The sequence below is a fragment of the Paenibacillus sp. FSL W7-1279 genome (genome assembly GCF_037969845.1).
Classification (GTDB): domain Bacteria; phylum Bacillota; class Bacilli; order Paenibacillales; family Paenibacillaceae; genus Paenibacillus_AQ.
Genome location: NZ_CP150215.1, coordinates 5,139,362 through 5,160,948, shown reverse-complemented (window position 1 = coordinate 5,160,948; position 21,587 = coordinate 5,139,362). Strand labels below are relative to the sequence as shown.

The window sequence follows — 21,587 nt, the reverse complement described above, 5'->3', positions numbered from 1 at the left end:
ATATAATCCATCATCAACATGATATCGTCAATGGCTCTTCGGGAGGCGGGCTTATAAGATAGAGACATATCGCAGCCTACGCGGATGCTAACGGAGGGATGACGACTCATGACAAAACAACGGCAAGTGAGCGTACGGGAAGAGACCGTGGAGATTCCCACGTATGAAGTGGGGAAGCCGGACCTGAACCCGATGTTTTTGGAGAAACGGGTGTATCAGGGGAGCTCGGGGCGTGTCTATCCGCTGCCGGTCATCGATAAAATTTACGATGAAAAAGTATTAAAGCCCTACCGGATCATTTTCCTTGAAAATGAGTACGTGCAGATTCAGATCATGCCGCAGATTGGAGGCCGCATCTACCGGGCCATCGATAAAACCAATAACTATGATTTTGTATACCACAATCAAGTGATCAAGCCGGCTTTGGTTGGCCTTGCGGGTCCATGGATATCCGGGGGAATCGAGTTCAACTGGCCGCAGCATCACCGTCCGAACACCTATGGCGAGGTGGAGTGGAGCTTAACGGATCAGCCGGATGGCAGCAAGACGGTATGGGTCGGCGAGATCGACCGGATGTACGGCACGAAAGTGTCTACCGGCTTCACGCTGTATCCGGGCAAGGCGTATCTTGAAATTTACGCGCAAATGTACAATCGGACCTCGGAGCCGCAGACCTTTCTGTGGTGGGCGAATCCGGCTGTAGCGGTCAACGATCATACCCAGTCCGTATTTCCGCCGGACGTTCATGCGGTGTTCGACCATGGGAAGCGGGACGTGTCCAAATTCCCGATCGCAACCGGCACGTATTATAAGCAGGACTATTCGGCGGGCGTCGATATTTCCATGTATCGCAACATTCCCGTTCCAACCTCCTATATGGCTTATCATTCGGATTACGATTTCGTCGGCGGATATGACCATGGCTTGAAAGCGGGGATTCTGCATGTCGCCAATAAACATATATCTCCCGGCAAAAAACAGTGGACGTGGGGGCACGGCGAATTCGGCCAGGCCTGGGATCGCAATCTGACCGACGAAGACGGCCCGTACATCGAGCTCATGACCGGCGTGTATACCGATAACCAGCCCGATTTCACCTGGCTGGCGCCGTATGAGGAGAAAAGCTTCAAGCAGTACTTCATGCCCTATAAAGACATTGGGCTCGTGAAGAATGCGTCCATTGACGCCGCCGTGAATCTCGAAGTCCACGGTCGCAAGGCCGTTGTACATGCTTATGCAACCTCGGTTATCGAAGAGGCTCGCATCCTGTTGACCGGAGCGGGACGTACCTATTTGGATCGAAAGGTCAAGCTGTCGCCGGCCGATACCTTCCAGGCCGAAATCGAACTCTCCCCAGGTATGAGGGAGGAGGATGTGCGGGTCGCGGTATTCGCTGCGGACGGCAAAGAGCTGGTCGCTTACCAGCCCAAGCCGCGTACCTTGGAGCGAACGCCGGACCCGGCCACGGCGATTGGCAAGCCGGAGGACCTGAAGAATACCGAAGCGCTGTTCTTGGCAGGGCAGCATCTGGAGCAGTACCGTCACGCAACCTATGAACCGGAAGCCTATTATGTGGAAGGTCTTCGGCGCGATGCGGGAGACGCAAGGCTGAACAATGCCTATGGTTTGCTCCTGCTGCGCAGAGGGTGCTTTACGCAGAGTGAGGTTTATTTTAATAAAGCCATCGAAACCTTGACCCGCCACAACGCCCGGCCCTTTGACAGCGAACCGTTCTATCATTTGGGCAAAGCCTTGAAGTGGCAGGGCCGTTTGGATGAAGCGTACGCTTATCTGTACAAATCGGTCTGGTCGGGGGCTTGGCAAGGGGCGGGATATCTGGCTTTAGCCCAGATTGCCTGCGAGAAGCAGGAATATGAGGAAGCGTTCGAGCTGATCGAACGGTCCCTGGCAGCCCAGTACCGTAATTATAAAGCGCGGCATCTCAAGAGCATCATTTTAAGAAGGCAGGGGCGCTTGACAGAAGCGGCATCATGGCTTGAGGAAACGCTTAAGCTGGATCCCATGGATGCGGGCGCGATGAACGAGCTGGCAGCCGTATATCAAGAACTGAAGCAAGAGGACAAGAGTCGGCATGCTTACGAATCGCTTGTCCAGCTTCTGCACCATAATCCGCATAATTATATCGCCGTAGCTCAGGACTATGCGGATGCAGGCCAATATGGCGACGCTTTGGATGTGCTGCAGCGCATCGAACGCCTTACGGCATCTGCCGTCTATCCGATGGTTTATTACTACCAGGGCAGTGCTCTAATGAAGATGAACCGGGCGGAAGAGGCATACGCTTGCTACCGATTGGCCTCGGAGGCCGATCCGTCGTACTGTTTCCCGAATTCCCTGCATGACTACGTGACGCTAAAGCAGGCGCTCGGCGTACAGCCGCAGGATGCGAAGGCGTTGTACTACTTAGGGAATTTGCTGTACGACAAGAAGCGCTACGAGGAAGCCATAAGCAGCTGGGAAGCTTCGGTCGCTTTGGATGACAGCTTCGCTACGCCGCATCGGAATTTGGCCCTCGCTTACTATAACAAGAGACAGGACCACGATAAGGCATTGGCATCCCTGCAAACCGCCTTCTCGCTGAATCCGGCGGACGCCAGGGTCTTCTACGAGCTGGACCAATTGTATAAAAAGCTCGGTCATGCTCCGGCTGATCGCTTGAAAGCAATGGAAGAGCGCATGGAGCTGGTTGAGCAGCGGGACGATTTATTTCTGGAATATTTGACGCTGAACAATACGCTGAATCGGTATGAGGAGGCGCTGGCATTGATTCTGAAACGCAACTTTCACCCTTGGGAAGGTGGCGAGGGAAAGGTGCCGGCCCAGTATGTATTGGCCCGTGTGGAGCTAGCGAAGCAGCTGCTTCAGGATCGTCGCTACGAGGAAGCCGTAGAGCAGCTCCTTGCCGCCAAGCAATATCCGCTCAACATCAATGAAGGGAAGCTCACGGGAACGCAGGAGAATAACATCGATTATTACCTGGGCTGCGCATACGAGGGACTGAGCTTGTCCGAAGAGGCGGAGGCGTGCTTCCTGAAAGCTTCGGAGGGGCTGGATGAGCCGACCAGCGCGATGTATTACAACGATCAGCCGCCGCACATGAAATTTTATCAAGGGGCCGCGCTGCGGAGGCTGGGCCGGGAGAATGAAGCCCGCAGCCGGTTTAACAAGCTGATCGATTACGGGGAGAAGCATATATTCGAGACTCAGAGCATTGATTATTTTGCCGTATCGCTGCCGGACTTCCTGGTGTTTGATGAAGATCTGGACCGAAGAAACGAAATTCATTGCCGCTACATGATGGGGCTTGGGCATCTAGGACTTGGTGACCGGCAGTCCGCGGAAACCCTGTTCCGCGAGGTGCTGCAGCTGGAGTCTCACCATCAAGGAGCTGCGCTGCATTTGGAGCTTTGCAAGACGTTGATGTAAGAGTTTGACACTTCATGCTCAAGGGCCGTTATGAACGGTCTTTGAGCATTTGTGCATTCCGGGTGATGCGTTGATATAACGGAGGAGGATGACGATGATGATCTGGAGCAAAGGAATGCTGGATGGATATGAGGTTTGGACAGGGCGCACGGTGGTGATGGAGATGGCCGTGGTGCCTGAACTCGGAAGCAGGGTCATCTCGCTTCGCAATCGCAGAACAGGCCGGGAGTGGCTGGTGCAGCCAGCTGGAAAGCTGGACTCGAACGGGTATGCTAGCTCCTTCGGAAAGCGGGACGGCAGCGGCTGGGACGAAATGTTTCCTACGATCAATGTCTGCGGGTATCCCGCGTATCCATGGGAAGGAACGGAGCTTCCGGATCATGGCGAGGTCTGGTCCATTCCATGGAAGGCGCATAGCGAGGAAGAACGGCTTCACTGCAGCGTGCAGGGAATCCGAATTCCTTATCAGCTGCGCAAAACCTACTTCTTCCTCCGTGAAGATACCCTGCGGATCGATTATGCCGTTCATAATCCGAGCCCGTTCCCATTCTCTTTCCTGTGGGCCGCGCATCCGTTGTTTCAAATTGATGAAGGCGCAGAGATTATCGTTCCCAACGAGCTGAGGGAGATCATCGTATCGTACTCGGCGAACGGTCGATTGGGAGAATTCGGCGATATTCGGACATGGCCGCAGCCATGGGAGGAAAACCCCCATATTCGCTTGAATCGAACCGCCAGCAGGCTTGAAGCAACGGCGGAGAAGTTTTATTTTGCTGACGAGCTGCCGGAGGGGACAGCCTCCATTTACGATCCGGTTGCGGGGGAAGGACTCCGCATGATGTTTCCTATAGAGCAGGTGCCTTATCTAGCGATATGGGCGAACTATGGCGGCTATCAGGGACAGTACCATCTTGCGCTGGAGCCTGCGACGGGTCTGCTCGATGATCTGTCGTATGCGATGCATCGTCAAGTAGCAGCCGAAGTACCGGCCGGCGGTACGTATTCGTGGTGGCTTGAGTTATCCTGGATCGATGGATCCAAGAAGTAGCGAAGTCTGGTTGACCGTCCGGTAGTGGACCGACAAATGCTTAAGCATAAGCCAATTCACGAATGCGCTGGTTGGGATTGTCCGTAAATAATCCGCCGTGGTAACAGATCACGTTACGGACGTCATAGTGAGTGAGCTTCTGCAAGGAGAGCTGGGCTAAAGCCAAATCAAAAGTGGTTGCCGGATCCGGCCCGATCAGTTGCCCCTCTCTGACGTTCAGCGCATCCGCTGCAATCAGGGTTTTGCTCGGTATATGATATAAGCTGGTATGGCCGGGGGTGTGGCCAGGCGTATGGATCACGATGATACCGCCGCCAAACGGCAGCTCCTCGCCGTCGCGCAGCATGCGGTTCACTGGTGCTGTTGGAGGGTTCTCCAGCGTGTGTTTAAACGCGTTCCTCCACTCCGGCGGCACGTTATCCGGCATCGAAGCCAGCGCTTGTGTAATGGCCTCGGGTGATAATTTGACAAGCCTTGTATCGCCTTCGATATAAGGCTTTTCTATTTCGCTGGCGAACACTTCAGGGGCGTGGTTGCTGTGCTGGATCAAGGCCGGCAAACTGCCGATATGATCCAAATCCTGGTGTGTTATAATAATTTTGCTTATATCCTGAACGGAAATCCCGATGTGCGATAACTGCTCCCGAATGAGCGGGAACTGGCCGGGATAGCCGGTATCGATAAGCACCTGATTCTGATGATCCCAGAGGAATGTCGGGTGGATCGTTTCGATTCGTCCCATCATGGCCGCTGATATGTTCAGCATATGAATGCCTTGATCGATTAACATGGTTACATACCTCCACTATATGGGGATTTCTTCTCCCGATTTCAACCTCCAGAGAAGACTGAGCAGAAGTAGAGTATCAAATCAGCACAAACATGTAAATAGCGAAATATTATATCATAACACAAAAATAATTATTTGTCAATATATAATTCCTAGACCAGGATCCTCGTTAATATATGAAATGTCCGGCCCGGATACATAACATGTTTCCAAGTCGTAGTCTGCTCACACGGCTGGATTTCATCTCGCTATTGAGGAATATGTAATTGCTGGTATAATCCTTGAAAAGAGAAACGAAGTGACGCAGCAGATTGAAGAAGGAGAGGGAGCAGTGATGAATACGACGATTGAACTGAATAACGTAACCTGGCAACGGGAGCAGAAGACCGTTCTTACAGGCGTGGATTGGACCGTACAGCAAGGAGAGCATTGGGCGGTTCTTGGGCTGAACGGCTCCGGAAAGACAACCATTTTGAATATGATTAACGGATACATCTGGCCAACCAGCGGTACGGTTTCGGTGCTCGGGCATCTCTTTGGCAGGGTGGATTTAAGAGAATTGCGTAAATCGATAGGCTGGGTCAGCTCCTCGCTGCAGGAAAGAATCCGACCGAGTGAGTCTACATTGGATGTCGTGATCAGCGGCAAACACGCTTCGATTGGCCTGTATCAGAAGGTGGATGAAGCAGACCGGGAGCGGGCCGAGCAGCTTATGAAGGATTTCAATTGTATTCATCTGCTGGGTCGTACATATGAAACCTGTTCGCAAGGAGAGAAACAGAAGCTGCTGATCGCCCGGGCACTTATGGCTTCGCCGAGGCTGTTGATACTGGACGAGGCCTGTAATGGACTCGATTTTCTGTCGAGGGAAGCGCTGCTGTCCAGCATTACGGCACTGGCTTCCAAGCCCGATGCGCCGACCCTGCTGTTCGTTACGCATCATATCGAAGAAATACTGCCGATCTTCTCGCACTCCTTGCTCATCCGCCGGGGCACCGTGTTCGGGAAGGGGCGTTCCCGGGACATGCTGACCAGCGACAATTTGACCTCGTTTTTTGAGACGCCGGTCGAGGTGAGCTGGCAGAATGATCGGGCCTGGATGTCCATTCCGGACTTATAATGAACGCATTAAAAGCTCGCGAGATATTCATGGCCTAGGAGAGTGATCATTGTGCCAAATCGAATCATAGCGAATCGAAGGCTGTTCAATCAAGGGATAACAGGCATGAAGCATGAAACTCCGGAGGAAGCCGTCAGAAATCTCGGTGCTGTGCAAGCCCAGGATTATCACCAAGCGGTCTGGGGAATCGGTCTCCGTACGCAGTCCGCCAAGGTATCCGATGTGGAGCAGGCCCTGAACGATCGCAAAATCGTGTTGACCTGGCCGATGCGAGGGACGATATTCTTCGTACCGTCCGAGGACGCGAAGTGGATGGTGAAGCTGACGGAATCGCGCTTTCAAACGAATGACAAGAAGAAGCAGGCCGAACTTGAGCTTGATGAAGGTACGCTCCATCGATGCCGAACCATAATTGGCGACGCGCTGAGTGGTTGCACACCCGTATCCCGTCCCAGACTGATGGAACTGCTGGAGGAAGCGGGGATCAGCACCAAGAACGGCCGCGGTTATTATATTCTTGGATATTTGGGACGGACAGGCATGATCTGTTTTGGTCCGCATGAAGGCAAACAGCAGAGTTTCGTGCTGCTTGATGAGTGGGTCCCGAATTCAAGGGAGCTGACGCTCGAAGAATCGCTGGCGGAGCTGGCGCTTCGTTATTTTACCGGTCACGGACCCGCAACGATTCAGGATTTTGCGTGGTGGGTCGGGTTAACGCTGACGGAAGCTAAACGAGGCTTTGAGGCGGTCAAATCAAATCTTCGTTTAGATTTTGTCAACGGTACGGAATACTGGAGCTCTGTTACTGCGCCGGCCGTGTCCGCTGATACGGATTCGGTGGTTCTGCTTCCAGGTTTTGATGAATATTACTTGGGTTACAAGGACCGCAGCGCGATCATAGAGACAGAGCACGATGCGAAGATCGCTCCCCATCGCAACGGGGTTTTTCAACCGATGATGGTGGCAGGAGGGGAAGTGGTTGGTACCTGGAAGCGGGAAATCAAGCGCAGCGGCATCGAAATCACGTTATGTCCGTTCTCGCCGTTGGGCGATCGAGCAGAGGCGTTTCGGGAGGCTACTAAGCATTACAGTGATTTCATGGAAATGCCGATTGGACGAGTAGAATCATGAGTTTGAAGGAGGAATAGCGTATGGAGTCCATCATGAAGCTGGAATCATTGATTACCGAAATGACAGAGATTGTAACGTCGACTGATGAGGTGGAGTTCAATCTGAAGCTTGCGCCTGATAAATGGTCCAAGAAGGAGATCCTGGGTCACCTTTGCGATTCGGCGGTCAATAACCATATCCGGTTTGTGAAAATCTTGCTATCCGATTATCCGATTGCCATTTCGGGGTACACGCAGAACGATTGGGTCCGGGTGAACGATTACCAGGATCAATATGATCAATCGGAAGTGTTGTCACTGTGGCAGCATTTGAACCGGATGATTCTGCGAGTCATGCACAAAGCCGATTCATCAGATTTTCAGAAAAAATGCGTGCTGCCCGATAAAACGGAGGTCACACTGGAGTGGTTGTTTAACGACTATGTGGATCATATGATCCATCATCTGGAGCAAATCGAGCTGTGATTACTGCATTGGAAATGGGTGTACAACAGGAAACGAAAGGTGCTCCAATATGTTCAAATTATGGAATCTTGCTATTCGATTTATTCTGGAATTGATCCTATTATTTTCGATAGGTTACTGGGGCTTCCACTACGGTTCAGGGCTCATGGCACAGGTCGGACTCGGTATTGGGCTTCCGCTGCTTGCAGCCGTCGTCTGGGGAATGACCATCTCTCCGAAGGCAAGGATCAAGCTGCCGCTGGCCGTGGTACTGCTTATCGAATTTCTTATGTTTGCAATCGCGGTGGCATGCCAGATTTACTCGGGCTTTATTACGTTTGCCATCGTTTTTGCCCTTGTGGCTCTGGTCAACCGCTTCATCGTGATAAAATGGAGAATGCAGCCGTAGCTATATGGAATTGCCCCTTATTCAACTGCACGAAGCATTTATAAGACCGTTAGAAAGACTGCCAACGTCGGGTAATCAGATGGAGGCGGTCTTTTTGTATTGGATCCACGTTCAGGTTAAAAGACGAATTAAAGTCACGTCCTTTACTCGTTCAGGATGGTATGATGATTTGAAAGAACAGCCTATGTCCGCTGCTGGATATCCTTAGTAACGCAGTGGAATGGAAAAGCCAGCGTAATCATCTAAAATGCTGAAGTTAAAGGAGAATGAACCTATGACTTTGAAGATCGGTATGATTGGGTTGGATACATCGCATGTCTCCATTTTCTCGAAAATGCTGCATGACAAGACGCATCCCTATCATGTTCCCGGCGGACGGGTTACGGCGGCATTTCCCGGAGGATCTCCGGACTTCGAGCTTAGCATAAGCCGGGTGGAGGGGTATACGAAGGAACTCGCAGCATGGGGAACTGAAATATTGGATTCTCCGGAAGACGTCGCCAAACAGGTTGATGCCGTCATGCTCGAAGCGGTTGACGGAAGATCGCATCTGTTCTTGTTTCGCGCGATTGCTCCTCACTGCCAAATGGTATTTATCGATAAGCCGTTTGCTGTGAGCAGCAAGGACGCGAGGGAAATTGCCGAACTGGCGGAGCAGTTTCAGGTTACCGTTATGAGCAGCTCGTCTCTTCGATATGCGCAAGGACTTCAGGATGAATTGGCTCGTGGCGGTGTGGGTGATATCATTGGCGTGGACTGCGCCGGACCGCTCCCTCTTCAACCGACACAGCCAGGATTTTTCTGGTATGGAATCCACGCAGCGGAGATGCTTTACCGCGTTCTGGGACCCGGATGCGTAAGCGTACATGTCGCCGCGACCGAATGGCATGAGGTATTAACAGCGGTTTGGAATGACGGGAGGATCGGGACGATTCGAGGCAACCGTGCAGGCAATGATCGCTTTGGGATGACCATCCATCGCACGGACGCCAGCAGCTTTGTGGACATCATGGCGCATCCGAAACCCTATTATGCGAGTTTGCTGGAGCAGATCATGAAGATGTTCACGACAGATGTCTCAGACGTTCCTTTACCTGAGACGCTGGAGATCATTCGTTTTCTGGAGTCGGCGAATGTCTCCCGCGAAACGGGTGAAACCGTGAGACTGGATGATATCGATCGAACAGGATGATAACGGAATAGACGCGCGTTATTCCCTGAAAGGCGGAGGTTGTCGGGGAGGTCGATGTGACTCGCCTTACCTGATAACCTTTTTGACCTGCAATTATACATAATATTTCCATATTAGCCTCGTTAATTGTATGATAGACAGATCAAGAAAGTTCGGCAGCTATTCGTTAGCCGTGTGGAGAGGTGGTTATGATGACATATCATATTCGGGTGAGACCGACAGCGTTGGTTTTTCAGAATGAGCATGTTTTGTTGGTTGAGTATGTAGATGAGAACGGATTGCATTACAATTTGCCGGGGGGCGGGGCCGAGCCCGGAGAGTCTATCGCAGAGGGAGCCTTGAGAGAATTGTATGAGGAAACCACGCTGGAAGCGCAGACTGGGCCTGTTGCATTTGTGTACGAGAATGCTCCGCATAAACAATCCAGAGATAACATATCGGGCATCCATACGTTATACGTAGTATTTGAATGTTATCCACATGAAGGATCGTCCCCCAAACTTCCGGCTGTTCCAGATCCGAATCAAACCGACGTGAAGTGGATTCCGCTCGAGCAGCTGGACGACATTATTTTGTATCCGAACATTAAGAAGCACATTAAACAGTACGCGCAGGAACGACGAAATATAGACATGATCGAGGATTACGTATTGGACAAATATGTGTGAACTAAACGTAACAGGAGACTTTCATGAAATCGCATGTCAAAATAATCGCCTTGATCCTCCTCATCGGTTATACCATGTTGTTAACTTACTGGATGATTTGGGGATTCGGGAGGACCACACAGCCGGAAATCAGTTATAATCTGGTTCCATTCACGACGATGGCAAGCTATTTTCCCATTCGCAGTTTGAGCTCATTGATCAATATCGTTGGAAATATCGCTGTATTTGTACCCTTTGGAGTGCTCATTCCGCTTGCATTTCAAATTCGATTTCGTAAGATGCTAGCCTACTTTTTGACCGGGTTATTCGTGCTCGAAATGACGCAACTGATCACGCGGCGAGGAAGCCTGGATGTGGATGATTTTATATTAAACTCGGTAGGTGTTACCCTAGGCTATGGTTTGATTGGGGTCATCATGAAATCAAGGGGCAGACAACCGTAGCTGCATAATTCGATCATACCTAAAATAGTTTATAACAGGCAGCAGAATGGCTTAACTACGATGTAGGGAAGTCATTCTGTTTTTTTATGTGTGGCTGATTTTGTTGTGTTAACGTTACATTCTCTACTTGGGCTGGATAACAGCGATATGGGGAATTGTGGAAAAAAACTATTGTTCGATCAGGAACCGAAGCTTACAATGATATGAGGTACTGGAAAATGTTGTGTGGAAAGGTGGGATCTACGATGAAGAATTCCGTGATTAGTAAGCTGACTCAGGATGCAGCCACCGATAAGAGGAAGGATTACACACCCTATGAACAATAAAACGATGGGCATTATTTTTATCTGTATCTCAGCTTTTTTGTACGGCATCCGGTACTTAACGGCCGCGATTGCGGGGATAAATACCCCCTGGACGTTTGCGGATTTGTTATCAGAAATTGGAAAATGGCCGTTGATATTCAGCATCATCAGTTTGATTCTCGGTATCTTATGCATCATCGTCCCGATCATCCGTAAATGGCTAGTGGAAGACCTGAACCAGATCAAGGATAACTGGGAAGAGCTGGACCAGCCAGACAACGCCGATAAGAATCCATAACAGAATGTTATCTAGAATTTTAAGGAGGAATCCTCATGGGCGAAAACCAAGTTGCAGGCTTTTGGATCCGGCTAGGCGCCAATCTTTTGGATGGAATCATCGTGAGCCTTCCGTTATGGATCATTGCAGGGATTATCACGGGAGATTTTGAGAATGAGCCGATTTCTAATTTGATTTACAGTCTGTATGCTCTTTTGGTGCCCGTGTATTGGAATGGTTATACCATCGGCAAGCGCATATGCGGCATTCGCATTCGCAAATTCGATTTTCTTGAGCCGCCGGGCATTGGAACGATGCTTCTCCGCAACCTTGTAGCGGGAATCGTGTATGCACTGACGTTTGGAATTGGACTTATCGTGAGCATCTTTATGGTAGCGATGCGCGAGGATAAGCGTTCCCTGCACGATTTTATCGCGGGTACGGAAGTTGTGTATGATTAGGAGATGAATGGGTTACCCAAATCTGGATTGCTGTCGGAGCGGCAATTCAAGGCATTTCCATGATTGGAGTTGATTAGATATCGCGTTTACGATAAAAGGAATTGTCTTTGATATGGATAATACGCTGCTGCGTTCCAGCATTGATTTTGGAGCAATGAAGAGGGACATCTACGCCTTTCTGTGCCATCACAGAATCTTGCCCCAAGGTCTGTCCATGGACACCCACACTACCTCAACCATCATTGCTGAAGCCATGAATACAGGGCTGCTGTCGGAAGAACTTCGTCACGTGATGTGGGATATTGCCAAGGAACATGAGATGAGAGGGATGATTGGTGCAGATCTTGAAGCGGGTGCAAGAGAGCTTGTTCAGCGATTGCACGGGCAGCTGCATCTGGCCATTGTGACAAATAATTCGGTGGAAGCAGCAATGGCTGCTCTGGAAGAGAATAAGATTGTGCATTATTTTGATCTCATTATAGGCAGAGAGGCCATGGGCTTGTTAAAGCCGGCACCCGATGGATATTTGGAGGTACTGAAGCATTTCCCTCATACATCCCCGAAGGAATGGTTGTCTGTCGGAGATGCGTGGGTGGATGGCAAGGCCTCCGAGAGCGCCGGAATTCCATTTATGGCCTATCGCGGGGACATCGCGAGAATGAACAGCATGGATGTTTTTCCATTTGCAGAGATTCAGCATATACCAGATGTCATAGGTTATCTTCAGCCGCGTACCACTAAATAAATCTCGGAGGTGCCACCTCGATGCTAAGTTTTATTACGGAGATTCCGGAGGGTATAAAGATTGGCAGTGTACACTGTGTTCCCGTGCTTGATAATGGAGATGTTGTCATGGTATGGGATCGTGACGAGAAGGTACTTACAACAATAGGAGGGCGGCTGGAACCCGGTGAGTCAATTATGGAAGGCTTGATCCGTGAAGCCTTGGAGGAAGCAGGTATCCAAATCAGTGATGAGCGGACCCTGTTTGCGGCATGGCATTGGAAGGAATTCGACGCATATCGCCTATTTTATCTAGTAGGCGTGAGACGATTCGTAGAAAGACCAGAGGGGTATGAAAAAACCGGATATGTTAGGATGAATTTTGATACGGCCATCGAAATGATAAAGGCGATTGAAGGCCGCGAGGAACGGATTGAGGTCATTCGCAGAGCCGGCATTTTGTCGGGCAGGTTGGCCGAGGAAGCGGAATGAAGTGGTATTTGTCCCACTTGTCACTAAATCTGTTTGTCTGCGTCACTCTGTTCACACTATACAGTTTCATGTTTCGGCCAGAGGCAGGAAGTCCTTTTCAGGGATTGTGGTTTGCTGCGATTCTCCTGTTGTCGCCAGTGGGTATCCTGTTAGCGCTCGTCAGCAGAAATCGAGGCAAACTCACGCGAATCCATATCACAGCCATTGTAGGCCATTCCGTGCTGCTGCTATTCCTTTTTCTGTACATGACACTGGGATACCTGATCCTCGGTGTCTGAGGTACCAGAGGACAAGTCATGCCTGCCCTCCTATTATTCGTTCCCAATGCCTAGAAACAAAGTATCCAACACCCGATGCACAAACGCATTCTGTTCTTCATCGGACAAGGGCCGGCCTAAGAAGTTCAATTGAAATGCATATTGAAAGCAGCTTCCTAGCAGCATGTCCGCAGCGGATCTCGGATTAACATGTTCCGATAATCTCCCAAGTTTCTGTTCTTCAAGCAAATAGGACTCAACTACTTCATTTGCCCGGTGGGGTCCTTCATTCCGAGCTGTGAAGCCTTCCCGGTGCTGCGCTAACAGTCCTGGTTCTGAGAAGATGGAGCTGATCAGAGGCATGGATTGATAGTAATCCGATACGCCCGCTCGAGCCACTTTTTCCAGATTACTTCGCACGGTTTCTTTGCCGATCAGTTCCCTCAGGGACATGAGCGCCTGCATAACATTTTTTAATTGTCCGCGTAGAATGTGAAGGTACAGATCGTCTTTGCTCTTAAAATGATTATATAGTGAGCCTTCTGAGCACCCGGCGGTTTTGGCGATTTCTTTGGTTGTTGCTTTGGCCAGTCCATGTGTACGAATGACGAGTTCCGCTGCATCGGCTATTTTACTTTTTAAATCCAAAATCATCCCTCACTCTGTTGACTTTGTTATGGTTCCACTTTATTATGAGTGTGCACTCACTCATTGTCAAGACTTCACAGCTTGAATGAGGTGGGAGACATGACGCTCAATAATGAGTGTGCACTCACTCACAACCGGGAAAGGAGGTATTCCAATGAAGAATCAATCTTACAGCAACCATGAAAGACATGTACCCGCGTTTCATTTTTTCCTTGTACCGCTTAGCTTTGTTTTGGTCGTCGCAGCATTCGTTTATCTGTTTGCGTCGAGTATGCGTGGAATATCGTTATTTACATCATTACTTTTCATACTCATGTCATTCTCGGTGGTCATGACATTATTCCTTATCCGGCAGTTCGTATGTAAGGTGCAAGATCGGGTAGTTCGGGCAGAAGAGAATCTGAGACATTTTGTTATGACAGGCAGGCTTCTTAATCCAAGTTTAACGATGAATCAAATCATTGCGCTTCGTTTTGCATCGGACGATGAGTTTCTGACGCTGTGTGAGAAGGCTCTTAAGGAGGACCTATCATCTAAAGATATCAAGCTCGCCATCCAGAAATGGAGAGCGGATCATCACCGAGTATAGCTCACTAAAGCAAAAGTAAAGGGGGGATTGGCAATGGTCTTAACAGCGTGTTTAAACGAGTCCATGATGAAGGCTTTGGCTCATTACTGCCAGGGATATATGAATGATCAGTGGCTGAATGTATGGGAACAGAATCTGAACGAGCTTGAGGGCATTTTTCAAAATAAAGGAGACTACGCTTATGGTCTCTTTTGTTCCAAGCTTTTTCGTCCATTGGAAGCAGAGGTCTATGGTGCGGGCTTAACCCCCAAACCCGTAATGCCGGGTGCCTTTCCACAATCCGAGGAGCTTTGGGGACCATGGGAAGAGAGGGAGAGGCGATTTTGGAGCGTGATTCACTATGATAATGGAAGAGCATTAGGTACCTTAATCACACGTTTCTTTCACGACCATACTGCCTTTCGTATTCCTACTGTGCCTAGAGTATATGCCATTCCTCAAACCGAGCTGGCAGCAATTAAAGAGGTGATTTCTCATATGCAGCCGGAAGAATGGGGATCTATAAGTTGGGAGGATGAGAGGTATGCGTAAGTTAAACGTGGCTCAATTTTCCCGTGTTTTGTTTTTCGTGCTCGCTTTGATTTTCAGTGTTAGCGTTACGCTTCAAGTTCTTATCGCCGGAATTGCACTGTTTGTGAATTCAGGAAGTTGGACTGCCCATGTTAGCTTCGCAAGATATTTTGCTTTTATTCCTCTCATCATGGCAATCATGGCATGGATGGCAGGACTTTCAAGGCAGGTGCTTTGGAAGAGCATAGGTTTATTCGGAATGGTAATCGGGATGTTCTTAACAGCGGTATTTGCATCCCGGATCGGTTTTCTATCTGCATTCCATCCCGTCATTGCGATGATGATGTTTTGGGGCAGCGTTGACATGATCCGATCAGGCAAAGGATCTAAAATAAATGTGGATTGAAGCGAAATAAGCAATTTACCTTTACCATCTCCATCTTAGACGTTGTATAATCATGGAAGACGCCAAATTCATAATAAGGACCCAGTCTTAGATAGAGCTACTCTAAGGCTGGGTTTTGTCACATACTGGACGGCGAAGGAGGCATGGCTTCTTGATGAAGAAAAAAGCGTATATTACCGATCTGGACGGCACGCTGCTGCGATCAGATCAGACACTGTCACCTTATACAACGAACGTTATCGCGCATCTGTTGGAGCAGGACGTGGTTATCACGTATGCCACTGCCCGCGGCTATATTAGTGCTCAAAGCGTTGTCTCGGAGATCCCCTGGAAGTACCCTTTGATTCTATATAACGGCGCTTTGATATATGACGGGATAAATCGAACGGTAATCGATGGTTACTGGCTTGAACGGGACATCTCGAATGAGATTATCGGCGTGGGAAGGAAGTTTGGTATTACTCCTTATTATTTTTCATTGGATGCGGATCATCGTGAGCGTGTTTTGCATGAGTCGCTGCGGCGAGAGGGAGAGAAGGCTTTTTATCAGAGCCGGCCCCAGGATCCGCGATTTATGGAAGTGCAGAGCCTGAACTGCCCACCGGATTACCGGACGCTGGCTCTTACATACATTGGACTTTACGAGGAATTGGAGCCGATACGGTGCGAGGTCATGGAATTATACGGTGATGTGATTCATGCTCATATGATGCCGGATTACTACATCCATAACCATTTTTTCCTGGAAATCAGTCATGCCAAAGCAAACAAACGTGACGGGCTCCAATTATGGTCTTCCCATATGGGGATTGATCTGGAGAACACGGTTGTCTTCGGCGACCACATCAATGATGTGGGGCTGTTTGAAGCCGGAGGCACCCGGATCGCGGTACGTAACGCGCATGAAAGGATACGGCAGCTGGCTGACCATATTATTGACTCGAATGAACTTGATGGCGTCGCCCATTATATCCGGCAACAGATGGAACTGTCAGGAGTGAATACCTTTATATCCACTCTGGGAGGACAATGATGACGTTACATCACGTTACACCCATTACTTAGAGTTCGCACTTTTATCGAAATTAACTTTAACCAGCTCGGTAAAAGCGGAAAATGCCTTGTTCCTGAACCGGTCGTTGCGCCGGATCAGGCTTGTCGAGGTATGCCGGAAGGCTTCCGGGATCGAGAAGCTGCCCATATTCGCAAATTCTCCACTCAAGACGGAAGTGGGTAGCAGTGTAGCGGCAAGACCAGATTGTACGATGCCTAATTGGGTCTCTAATGATGAGACTTCGATCATATTGGTCATCGGAATCCCTTCGCTTAACAGCCATCTTTCGAGGATGCTTCGAAACGGGCACCCCGCCGGAGCAACGGCCCATTTGGTCACCGCCAGATCGGGAAAGGGCTGCTCCTTCGACTTGGTCAGCAGTTTGACCTCATCCTCTTCGATATAATCGGCAACCAGCTTTGGCGGAATGTTTCCCGTCACAAATGCCCCGTCCAGCTGATAGTTTAATACTTGGGTAATCAGCTCCGAAGAGCTGCCGGTCAAGAGCGATAGCGTGACGTCCGGGTACATGGTTTGATAGTCCGACAAGGATTTAATGAAATGTCCGCAATGCACCGTATCCACGACGCCAATGGTTAAAGAACCGCTTGGATAAGGCGTTTCCTGTACAGCACGCACCGCTTCTTCAGACAGATTGAGAATGGTACACGCATAGTCCCGGAATGTGTGCCCTTTTTCTGTTAAGGTCACTCCACTGGAGTGTCGGTTCAATAAGGGGACTCCCAGTTCATTCTCAAGCTTTTTGACACGGGCCGTAACATTGGACTGCACATATCCAAGCTGCTCCGCAGCGCGGGTGATATTCCCTTCCTCTGCAATCTTTAGAAAAACCTTCAGATCGGTAAGCTCCATCTAAACCCTCCTTTCTCTCCTTCAGTCATCACTAAAAATGATGACATCATTATTATTTATCATTATACGGTATGCCATTTTTAGATTACAATCACAACTACACCATGAATATGTTCATACAAATACAGAGTGGAAGGATGTTGGAGATGAAAAAGGCATGGTGGCTCTTACTAATAGCGGGGGCACTGGAGGTTGTATGGGTATCCGGTTTGAAGCATTCCGATACCTGGTGGCAGTGGATCATTACCATCGCTTCGATTATATTCAGCTTCAAAGTTTTTTTGGACTCTGCTGCTAAACTTCCCATCGGTACGGTCTATGTGATCTTCACCGGACTGGGGACAGCCGGTACGGTGCTAGTTGAGATCCTCCTGTTTGGCGAGCAGGCGAATCCCGTCAAGCTGCTGCTGATTGGTATGTTGGCTGCAGGGGTGCTCGGACTCAAACTGGTCACGAAGGATACGGATAACCAGGCGAAGGAGAGTGGTGCGTAATGGAATGGATCGCTCTGATCGGCGCAGGGTTATGTGAAGTGTTGGGTGTGATTGCGTTAAGAAGGGTGAGCCTGACCCGCAGCGTGGGATCCTACATCTTTTTGGCCTGTTCGCTCGGTTCGAGTTTCCTGCTGCTGACGTACGCGATGGCCTTTATTTCCATGGGAACCGCTTATGCGATTTGGACAGGAATGGGGACGGCCGGCAGTACCTTGCTGGGGATGTTTGCTTTTGGAGAACCTAAGGAAGCGCGTCGGATATTTTTCATTGCTTTAATTCTGGCTTCAGCGATCGGCCTTAAGATTATAACGTAACCCATAGGGGCGTGTAGAATTTCATAGACCTGTGAAGGATATTCTGATTCGCATATAGAATTTAGATATAGTTTGGTGTTTTGAATCCATCCGATCAGACGCCAGGATGCATTTTTTATATGGGAAAGGACAGGTGTATCTTATGAAATTCAGCGAGTATCGCTATGAACGCCCCGACGTAAAAGCTTTTGAGCAAAAGTTTAAAGAGCAGCTTAACGCCTTCACCTCCGCCAGCACGTATGAGGAACAGGATGAGGCGATGACCCGCATTAACAAACTACGCAGTGAGATGGATACCCTGAGTCAACTGGTATATATCCGGCACTCGATTGATACGAACGACGAGTTCTATAAGGCAGAGCAGGATTTCTTTGACGAGAACGGACCGGTCATCCAGGAATACATAACGGATTATTATCGGGCCCTCGTGGATTCGAAATTCAGAGCTCAGCTGGAGGGCAAATGGGGGCGTCAGCTGTTCCAATTGGCAGAGCTTTCCCTCAAAACCTTCAGTCCTGAGATCATCGAGGACCTGCAGCAGGAAAATAAATTGACGACGGAATATTCGAAGCTGATCGCTTCGGCCAAAATTCAGTTCGAAGGCGAAGAGCGTACCCTGTCGCAATTGATTCCTTTCCAGCAATCGACGGACCGCAATATGCGTAAACGTGCAATGGAGGCGTCCAGCGGCTTCATGGCTGAGAACGAAGCAAACTTCGACCGTATCTATGACGATCTGGTTAAAGTGAGAACCAAGATTGCCAAGAAACTAGGATTTAACAATTACGTAGAGCTTGGTTATGCCCGCATGGCCCGCACGGACTATAACGCGGAGATGGTGGCTAACTTCCGTAACCAGGTGCTGGAGCATATCGTTCCGGTTGCAAGCAAGCTGAAAGAACGTCAGCAGAAACGAATCGATGTGGACCAACTGCTGTACTACGATGAGAACTTCTCATTCAAATCGGGGAACGCAACACCGAAGGGTGACCCGGATTGGATCGTCAACCATGGAGCGAAGATGTATGAAGAATTATCTCCGGAAACCCATGAGTTCTTTACCTTCATGCAGGAGAACGGCCTTATGGATCTGGTTGCCAAAAAAGGCAAGCAGAGCGGCGGATACTGTACCTATATCAGCGAGTATGGCGCACCGTTTATTTTCTCCAACTTTAACGGGACTTCCGGTGATATTGATGTGCTGACGCACGAAGCCGGTCATGCGTTCCAAGTATATGAGAGCAGAGGTTTCGAGGTACCGGAGTATGGGTTCCCAACCTATGAGGCGTGCGAAATCCATTCCATGAGCATGGAATTCTTCACATGGCCGTGGATGGACCGCTTCTTCGAGGATGAGGCCGATAAATACCGCTTCGACCATCTCGCAAGCGGACTTATCTTCATCCCTTACGGCGTAACGGTTGACGAATTCCAGCACTTTGTTTATGAGAATCCGGATGCTACGCCGGCTGAACGGAAACAGGCATGGCGCGAAATTGAGCGCAAATATCTGCCGCACCGGAACTATGATGACAATGCGTATCTGGAGCAAGGCGGCTTCTGGCATAAACAAGGTCATATTTTTAGCACGCCGTTCTATTATATCGACTATACGTTGGCTCAAATCTGTGCATTCCAATTCTGGAAGAAGATGCACGAGGACAAGTCCGCTGCATGGGCAGATTATCTGAACCTGTGCCGTCAAGGTGGAAGCAAGTCCTTCACCGAACTGGTGAAGGTGGCAGGTTTGATCTCCCCATTCGAGGATGGCTGTGTCACTTCCGTCATTGGCAGCATCGAAGCTTGGCTGGACAGCGTAGACGATGCAGCTCTTTAAATCGTAAATAAGCATGGCTAAGACATGCAGGAGAACATGAGTGAGTAAAGACTCAGGTGTTCTTCCTGCATGTTTTTAATAGAAAGCATCTTTCATAGAACCCACTTATTGCCCATAAATTAGGAGGATTATAACTATGATTACGTATAAACCGCTAAGCGAGCTTCCGATTCGGGAAGTATCGGAGTTGTGGAATCACTCATTTGAAGGATACATGGTGAACGCCTCGATGCCGCTGGACCGCTTCATTGCCCGTATCGGAAGCGATGGTTTGTGCATGGAGAGATCACTCGCTTGTTACATGGATGGCGTACCTGCCGGCATCGTCATGAACAGCTTTCGGGAAGAAGATGGCGTTAAGATTGCACGTAACGGCGGGACAGCGATAGCTCCCGATTTCCGGGGGAAGGGAATCGGCAAAAACATGATGGAGAAAAACGAAGAGCTGTACGAAGAACAAGGCGTCCGTCGTGCCTATTTAGAGGCGATCAGCACAAATGCGCCAGCGATTCGTCTCTACGAAAGCGTTGGATATCATATCATCGACCGGCTGCTCATCATGACGAATGAACAGCTCCCGGAGCAGCAAGATGCGAAGAATACCCGTTCACCGTATACGCTGGTCAGAGGCCTGGCAGCGGAGGCTGTATCTGTAGCCTTCTATCGATCCGGTGAAGTCTGGCAGACAGACGCTTCCAGTATCAAGGACGGTGAATGCGTCATTGTGTATGAAGGAGAAGAACAGGTGGGCTTTGGTTTGTTTAAGCGGGTGTTTGATGCGTCAGGCAGTTTGGCAGCAATCACGCTGTTTCGTTGTGAGGCTGCTCCAGGACATCCGGATGCAGAAGCCGTGATGAAGACGGCGGTACTGGAGATGATACAACCCGGTTATGCCTGCAAGCGGTCCGCATTCAACATCCGGGCTTCGCATAAGGAACTGGTGAACGTGCTGCAGGAGCTTGGATATACGAGCTCGATGGAGCAGGTGCTTATGGTTCATGAATACAGCGCTACATAGGTTGTGAATTCGTAAAGTTCGAAAGGAAATGCGTGCATGAGAAAAAACACGGATATGAGCCTGTACCCGGCTCTCGCGAAAGATATCCAATGGGGCGTAGTCCGAGCCAGGTTTGCCATCGGAGATGAAATCGAAGAATCGAAGGTCAGCAATGTCACGATTCTTCCGTTTGCCGGGGATCGCTGCATTATTTTTCAGGTAGCGGACGGAAGCTGGGAGCTTCCCGGAGGAACCCTGGAGCCCGGCGAGTCCTATATGGAAGGACTTAGACGGGAGGTTAGGGAGGAGCTTGGCGCAGAACTCGAGTCGTTCCGGGTCTTCGGCCAGTTCCGTTGCGAATCCAGCAGCAAGACGCCTTATCGGCCGCATATTCCCCATCCTCATTTTGTCAGATTGGTTGGATACGGGGATGTGCGCATCGTTGGGGAGCCGCTGAATCCAGAGGATGGGGAGCAGGTCATCGCGGTAGAGGCCGTTGATTTGGAGGAAGCCGTGAAGCGATTGGAGGAGACGGGCAGGCAAGATATTGCAGATCTGTACAAGCTGGCTTTTGCCATACGACAAGAAGACCGTTCGATTCAACTATCTAACGATGAACCATGAGTTGCATGAGGGAACGCGCTGAACCGAAAAGAGGT

The 21,587-nt window shown here is 49.7% G+C and carries 26 protein-coding genes; 23 read left to right on the top strand and 3 right to left on the bottom strand.

The annotated features are described in order from the left end of the window. Positions 1-108: 108 nt before the first annotated feature. Positions 109-3,447, top strand: coding sequence for a DUF5107 domain-containing protein (locus MKY82_RS23260; RefSeq protein ID WP_339294452.1), 3,339 nt, complete (start codon positions 109-111; stop codon positions 3,445-3,447). 97 nt (positions 3,448-3,544) lie between these two features. Continuing rightward, positions 3,545-4,495, top strand: coding sequence for a hypothetical protein (locus tag MKY82_RS23255; protein ID WP_339296707.1), 951 nt, complete (start codon positions 3,545-3,547; stop codon positions 4,493-4,495). Positions 4,496-4,535: 40 nt separating this feature from the next. On the opposite strand, the gene MKY82_RS23250 is transcribed toward MKY82_RS23255, so the two are convergent. Continuing rightward, a complete protein-coding gene (locus MKY82_RS23250) occupies positions 4,536-5,285 on the bottom strand; it encodes an MBL fold metallo-hydrolase (protein ID WP_339294451.1) in 750 nt (249 codons plus the stop codon). Positions 5,286-5,619: 334 nt separating this feature from the next. Between MKY82_RS23250 and MKY82_RS23245 the strand changes: the two genes are divergently transcribed. From MKY82_RS23245 to MKY82_RS23190, 12 genes are all read left to right on the top strand, one after another. Next, positions 5,620-6,405: an ABC transporter ATP-binding protein gene (locus MKY82_RS23245; protein ID WP_339294450.1), complete on the top strand. Its 786-nt coding sequence runs from the start codon at positions 5,620-5,622 to the stop codon at positions 6,403-6,405. Positions 6,406-6,456: 51 nt separating this feature from the next. Then, positions 6,457-7,536: a winged helix DNA-binding domain-containing protein gene (locus MKY82_RS23240; protein ID WP_339294449.1), complete on the top strand. Its 1,080-nt coding sequence runs from the start codon at positions 6,457-6,459 to the stop codon at positions 7,534-7,536. A 20-nt stretch (positions 7,537-7,556) separates the two neighbouring features. Beyond that, a complete protein-coding gene (locus MKY82_RS23235) occupies positions 7,557-8,000 on the top strand; it encodes a DinB family protein (RefSeq protein ID WP_194543715.1) in 444 nt (147 codons plus the stop codon). Positions 8,001-8,049: 49 nt separating this feature from the next. Next, positions 8,050-8,388: a YrdB family protein gene (locus MKY82_RS23230; protein ID WP_194543714.1), complete on the top strand. Its 339-nt coding sequence runs from the start codon at positions 8,050-8,052 to the stop codon at positions 8,386-8,388. A gap of 274 nt (positions 8,389-8,662) precedes the next feature. After that, on the top strand, positions 8,663-9,580 hold the full coding sequence (locus MKY82_RS23225) for a gfo/Idh/MocA family oxidoreductase (protein ID WP_339294448.1): 918 nt from the start codon (positions 8,663-8,665) through the stop codon (positions 9,578-9,580). 191 nt (positions 9,581-9,771) lie between these two features. Further along, the gene (locus tag MKY82_RS23220; protein WP_194544886.1) at positions 9,772-10,248 is read left to right on the top strand and encodes an NUDIX domain-containing protein; all 477 of its coding nucleotides are present in this window, start codon (positions 9,772-9,774) and stop codon (positions 10,246-10,248) included. Positions 10,249-10,271: 23 nt separating this feature from the next. Beyond that, on the top strand, positions 10,272-10,691 hold the full coding sequence (locus MKY82_RS23215) for a VanZ family protein (protein WP_220684490.1): 420 nt from the start codon (positions 10,272-10,274) through the stop codon (positions 10,689-10,691). 315 nt (positions 10,692-11,006) lie between these two features. Continuing rightward, entirely contained in the window at positions 11,007-11,294 is a 288-nt protein-coding gene (locus tag MKY82_RS23210) for a hypothetical protein (protein ID WP_194543711.1), read from the top strand. Positions 11,295-11,329: 35 nt separating this feature from the next. Next, entirely contained in the window at positions 11,330-11,734 is a 405-nt protein-coding gene (locus MKY82_RS23205) for an RDD family protein (RefSeq protein WP_071219906.1), read from the top strand. A 112-nt stretch (positions 11,735-11,846) separates the two neighbouring features. Then, entirely contained in the window at positions 11,847-12,479 is a 633-nt protein-coding gene (locus tag MKY82_RS23200) for an HAD-IA family hydrolase (protein WP_339294447.1), read from the top strand. 20 nt (positions 12,480-12,499) lie between these two features. Next, positions 12,500-12,949: an NUDIX hydrolase gene (locus MKY82_RS23195; protein WP_339294446.1), complete on the top strand. Its 450-nt coding sequence runs from the start codon at positions 12,500-12,502 to the stop codon at positions 12,947-12,949. Beyond that, positions 12,946-13,227: a hypothetical protein gene (locus MKY82_RS23190; protein WP_194543708.1), complete on the top strand. Its 282-nt coding sequence runs from the start codon at positions 12,946-12,948 to the stop codon at positions 13,225-13,227. Before MKY82_RS23195 ends, MKY82_RS23190 begins: the two co-directional genes overlap by 4 nt. Positions 13,228-13,260: 33 nt before the next feature. Here MKY82_RS23190 and MKY82_RS23185 read toward each other — a convergent pair whose 3' ends face one another. Then, positions 13,261-13,854, bottom strand: coding sequence for a TetR/AcrR family transcriptional regulator (locus MKY82_RS23185; protein WP_339294445.1), 594 nt, complete (start codon positions 13,852-13,854; stop codon positions 13,261-13,263). 154 nt (positions 13,855-14,008) lie between these two features. Between MKY82_RS23185 and MKY82_RS23180 the strand changes: the two genes are divergently transcribed. From MKY82_RS23180 to MKY82_RS23165, 4 genes are all read left to right on the top strand, one after another. Continuing rightward, the gene (locus tag MKY82_RS23180) at positions 14,009-14,443 is read left to right on the top strand and encodes a DUF6526 family protein (RefSeq protein WP_194543707.1); all 435 of its coding nucleotides are present in this window, start codon (positions 14,009-14,011) and stop codon (positions 14,441-14,443) included. Positions 14,444-14,476: 33 nt separating this feature from the next. Next, positions 14,477-14,974 carry a DUF6022 family protein gene (locus tag MKY82_RS23175; RefSeq protein WP_339296706.1) on the top strand — a complete coding sequence of 166 codons (498 nt, stop codon included), beginning with the start codon at positions 14,477-14,479 and terminating at the stop codon, positions 14,972-14,974. Further along, a complete protein-coding gene (locus tag MKY82_RS23170) occupies positions 14,967-15,359 on the top strand; it encodes a DUF6220 domain-containing protein (protein ID WP_339294444.1) in 393 nt (130 codons plus the stop codon). Before MKY82_RS23175 ends, MKY82_RS23170 begins: the two co-directional genes overlap by 8 nt. Before the next feature lie 154 nt (positions 15,360-15,513). Further along, positions 15,514-16,392 (top strand): HAD family hydrolase, encoded by an 879-nt coding sequence (locus tag MKY82_RS23165; RefSeq protein WP_339296705.1) that lies wholly within the window; start codon positions 15,514-15,516, stop codon positions 16,390-16,392. A gap of 24 nt (positions 16,393-16,416) precedes the next feature. Here MKY82_RS23165 and MKY82_RS23160 read toward each other — a convergent pair whose 3' ends face one another. Next, positions 16,417-17,286, bottom strand: coding sequence for a LysR family transcriptional regulator (locus tag MKY82_RS23160; RefSeq protein WP_339294443.1), 870 nt, complete (start codon positions 17,284-17,286; stop codon positions 16,417-16,419). A gap of 146 nt (positions 17,287-17,432) precedes the next feature. Between MKY82_RS23160 and MKY82_RS23155 the strand changes: the two genes are divergently transcribed. From MKY82_RS23155 to MKY82_RS23135, 5 genes are all read left to right on the top strand, one after another. After that, entirely contained in the window at positions 17,433-17,780 is a 348-nt protein-coding gene (locus tag MKY82_RS23155; protein ID WP_194543703.1) for an SMR family transporter, read from the top strand. Then, positions 17,780-18,094: a multidrug efflux SMR transporter gene (locus tag MKY82_RS23150; protein WP_194543702.1), complete on the top strand. Its 315-nt coding sequence runs from the start codon at positions 17,780-17,782 to the stop codon at positions 18,092-18,094. The genes MKY82_RS23155 and MKY82_RS23150 overlap by 1 nt, the downstream gene beginning before the upstream one ends. A gap of 142 nt (positions 18,095-18,236) precedes the next feature. Further along, positions 18,237-19,931 carry a M3 family oligoendopeptidase gene (locus MKY82_RS23145; protein ID WP_339294442.1) on the top strand — a complete coding sequence of 565 codons (1,695 nt, stop codon included), beginning with the start codon at positions 18,237-18,239 and terminating at the stop codon, positions 19,929-19,931. Between the two features lie 136 nt (positions 19,932-20,067). After that, the gene (locus tag MKY82_RS23140) at positions 20,068-20,949 is read left to right on the top strand and encodes a GNAT family N-acetyltransferase (RefSeq protein WP_339294441.1); all 882 of its coding nucleotides are present in this window, start codon (positions 20,068-20,070) and stop codon (positions 20,947-20,949) included. Positions 20,950-20,985: 36 nt separating this feature from the next. Next, positions 20,986-21,552 (top strand): NUDIX hydrolase, encoded by a 567-nt coding sequence (locus MKY82_RS23135; protein WP_339294440.1) that lies wholly within the window; start codon positions 20,986-20,988, stop codon positions 21,550-21,552. Positions 21,553-21,587: the final 35 nt, after the last annotated feature.

Coding starts and splice junctions, on each gene's coding strand:
- MKY82_RS23255 (WP_339296707.1), top strand. CDS start 3,545: ATGATCTGGAGCAAAGGAATGCTGGATGGATATGAGGTTTGGACAGGG.
- MKY82_RS23225 (WP_339294448.1), top strand. CDS start 8,663: ATGACTTTGAAGATCGGTATGATTGGGTTGGATACATCGCATGTCTCC.
- MKY82_RS23170 (WP_339294444.1), top strand. CDS start 14,967: ATGCGTAAGTTAAACGTGGCTCAATTTTCCCGTGTTTTGTTTTTCGTG.
- MKY82_RS23135 (WP_339294440.1), top strand. CDS start 20,986: ATGAGAAAAAACACGGATATGAGCCTGTACCCGGCTCTCGCGAAAGAT.
- MKY82_RS23245 (WP_339294450.1), top strand. CDS start 5,620: ATGAATACGACGATTGAACTGAATAACGTAACCTGGCAACGGGAGCAG.
- MKY82_RS23175 (WP_339296706.1), top strand. CDS start 14,477: ATGGTCTTAACAGCGTGTTTAAACGAGTCCATGATGAAGGCTTTGGCT.
- MKY82_RS23140 (WP_339294441.1), top strand. CDS start 20,068: ATGATTACGTATAAACCGCTAAGCGAGCTTCCGATTCGGGAAGTATCG.
- MKY82_RS23260 (WP_339294452.1), top strand. CDS start 109: ATGACAAAACAACGGCAAGTGAGCGTACGGGAAGAGACCGTGGAGATT.
- MKY82_RS23250 (WP_339294451.1), bottom strand. CDS start 5,285: ATGTTAATCGATCAAGGCATTCATATGCTGAACATATCAGCGGCCATG.
- MKY82_RS23230 (WP_194543714.1), top strand. CDS start 8,050: ATGTTCAAATTATGGAATCTTGCTATTCGATTTATTCTGGAATTGATC.
- MKY82_RS23165 (WP_339296705.1), top strand. CDS start 15,514: ATGAAGAAAAAAGCGTATATTACCGATCTGGACGGCACGCTGCTGCGA.
- MKY82_RS23215 (WP_220684490.1), top strand. CDS start 10,272: ATGAAATCGCATGTCAAAATAATCGCCTTGATCCTCCTCATCGGTTAT.
- MKY82_RS23235 (WP_194543715.1), top strand. CDS start 7,557: ATGGAGTCCATCATGAAGCTGGAATCATTGATTACCGAAATGACAGAG.
- MKY82_RS23205 (WP_071219906.1), top strand. CDS start 11,330: ATGGGCGAAAACCAAGTTGCAGGCTTTTGGATCCGGCTAGGCGCCAAT.
- MKY82_RS23160 (WP_339294443.1), bottom strand. CDS start 17,286: ATGGAGCTTACCGATCTGAAGGTTTTTCTAAAGATTGCAGAGGAAGGG.
- MKY82_RS23220 (WP_194544886.1), top strand. CDS start 9,772: ATGACATATCATATTCGGGTGAGACCGACAGCGTTGGTTTTTCAGAAT.
- MKY82_RS23155 (WP_194543703.1), top strand. CDS start 17,433: ATGAAAAAGGCATGGTGGCTCTTACTAATAGCGGGGGCACTGGAGGTT.
- MKY82_RS23180 (WP_194543707.1), top strand. CDS start 14,009: ATGAAGAATCAATCTTACAGCAACCATGAAAGACATGTACCCGCGTTT.
- MKY82_RS23145 (WP_339294442.1), top strand. CDS start 18,237: ATGAAATTCAGCGAGTATCGCTATGAACGCCCCGACGTAAAAGCTTTT.
- MKY82_RS23190 (WP_194543708.1), top strand. CDS start 12,946: ATGAAGTGGTATTTGTCCCACTTGTCACTAAATCTGTTTGTCTGCGTC.
- MKY82_RS23210 (WP_194543711.1), top strand. CDS start 11,007: ATGAACAATAAAACGATGGGCATTATTTTTATCTGTATCTCAGCTTTT.
- MKY82_RS23195 (WP_339294446.1), top strand. CDS start 12,500: ATGCTAAGTTTTATTACGGAGATTCCGGAGGGTATAAAGATTGGCAGT.
- MKY82_RS23150 (WP_194543702.1), top strand. CDS start 17,780: ATGGAATGGATCGCTCTGATCGGCGCAGGGTTATGTGAAGTGTTGGGT.
- MKY82_RS23200 (WP_339294447.1), top strand. CDS start 11,847: ATGGATAATACGCTGCTGCGTTCCAGCATTGATTTTGGAGCAATGAAG.